Annotated in this window: 2 protein-coding genes; both read right to left on the bottom strand. The window is 74.6% G+C overall.

Annotated elements, in window-relative coordinates; genetic code table 11:
- Positions 1-311: 311 nt before the first annotated feature.
- Positions 312-506 carry a DUF5703 family protein gene (locus AC5LUJ_RS14280; protein ID WP_250285941.1) on the bottom strand — a complete coding sequence of 65 codons (195 nt, stop codon included), beginning with the start codon at positions 504-506 and terminating at the stop codon, positions 312-314.
- 104 nt (positions 507-610) lie between these two features.
- Positions 611-1,789 (bottom strand): mannosyltransferase family protein, encoded by a 1,179-nt coding sequence (locus AC5LUJ_RS14275; RefSeq protein WP_493465082.1) that lies wholly within the window; start codon positions 1,787-1,789, stop codon positions 611-613.
- Positions 1,790-1,800 lie beyond the last annotated feature (11 nt).

Below are 1,800 nucleotides of genomic sequence, written 5' to 3'. Positions count from 1 at the left end.
GGCTCGAGGGCGCTCGGAGCGGGCTCACCACCGGGCGGCACGTATCCGCTCTCGACCGTCACGGCGGGTCCTTCCTGGAGGGCCGGCGGGCTGGTGCGGTTTCCACCACTTGTCAGCCATCCTGACGTCTGTCCGCCCATCCAGGTTGCTGTCTCGCGAAAGACTTCCTCGCCGCGACCGGACAGCTACGATCCGGCGGCCGGGCTGGTCACCGTGCGGCCACGCCGCGGCGTGGTCCGCCGCCGCGGCGGCTATCGCCGTCCGTGACCGACAGGCCCGCGACACGGACGGTGCCCGGCGGCTGACGGCCGTCAGGTGGGCAGGTAGCCCGGCAGCCCACCGCGCTGGCGTGAGCGGCGCAGGAGCACGCGCCGGGAGCCGTCCGGGAACAGGCGCAGCCGCTCGAGCTCCCAGTCGCCGAACTCGGCGTGCAGGGTGAGGACGGCCAGAGCCTGCCGGCGGTCCGTCCCGGGCGGCAGGTACAGCCGCTGGTACTCCACATCCATGACGTCACCGTAACGACGAGGTGGACTGCCGGTGTGACGAACCTGTAAGAGCATCCGGGGCAAAGCGGGGCATCAGGGTAGTTTGGCTACCCTACGTAAAGGATTTACGGTACGTACAGGCCGAGGAAGGCCAGGGACGCGTACACCGCCATCATCGCGGCGCAGGCCGCCAGCACCGCGCGGAACACCTCGTCACGGCGGGTCAGCGCGGCGGCGACGAACAGGAACGGGAACGCGCCGTAGGCGTACCGCTCGCTGGAGTCCAGGTTGCTGCCGGTCAGCAGGGCGGCGATGGTCAGCGCGGCCCACAGCGGGTAGGACGCCGGCAGCGTACGCACCATGACCACGAGCAGGACGGCGACAAGCAGCAGCCACGGGACGTGCAGTGCGGTGCCCACCTCGCCGTGGACGGCGCCGCGGGCCGCGTCCCAGAGCACCGCCGCGGGGTTCGAGGAGCTGCCGTGCAGCGACTGCTGCCGCTGCAGCCGGACCGGGGCGAGGGCGTCCCCGTAGGCGATCCCCGCCCACAGCAGGTAGCCGCCGAGGCCCACGGCCGGCGCCGCGACAGCCGCCGCGCGCCGCAGCCGGTCGGCCGTGGCGGCGGCGGTGATCCCGCGGGCGGCCTCGAGGGCCGCCGGGGCGACCAGCAGGACGCCCACCGGCCGGCACAGCCCGGCGAGCAGCCCGCAGCCGGCGGCGAACTCCCAGCGCCGGGAGCGGATCCCGGCGAACACCCCGACGGCCAGCAGCCCCCACAGCGCCTCGGTGTAGCCCATGACCAGCACGAACGCGGGCGGGGCCAGCGAGGCCAGCCAGATCACCCGGGAGACCGCCGCGGGGCCGAAGCCCTCCCGGCGCGCCAGTCCGGCGAGCGCCGTCACGAAGACGAACGCGATCAGGTTCACCAGCACGACCAGGGTGACGCGGACGCCGGTGTGCCCGCCGAGCCCGGGCAGCACCGTGACCGCGCGCACCAGCAGCGGCAGCAGCGGGAAGAACCGCAGGCTCTGCTCGCCGGAGGCGGCGTACCCGTGCTCGGCGATACCCGCGTACCAGCCGGCGTCCCAGCCGAGCGGGCCGGTCAGCGCCAGCCCGCCAACCCCCGCGCCGCCGGCATCGGTGCCAACGCCAACGCCGGGGTGGGCGGCCCGCACCTGCCCGTCGATGTAGTGGGCCAGCGCGTACGCGGCGGCGGTCACGACACGCGCGGCAAGCCAGGCAAGGGCGACCTCACGCAACGGCAGCCCCCGCCACCATGCGGGCCGTCCGCCGGAGCGTCCCACGGCCCGTCCGG

It is taken from the genome of Protofrankia sp. CiP1_Cm_nod3, from assembly GCF_982290655.1.
Note: the sequence above shows the minus strand (reverse complement) of the source record. Positions and strands in the feature narration are given on the sequence as shown.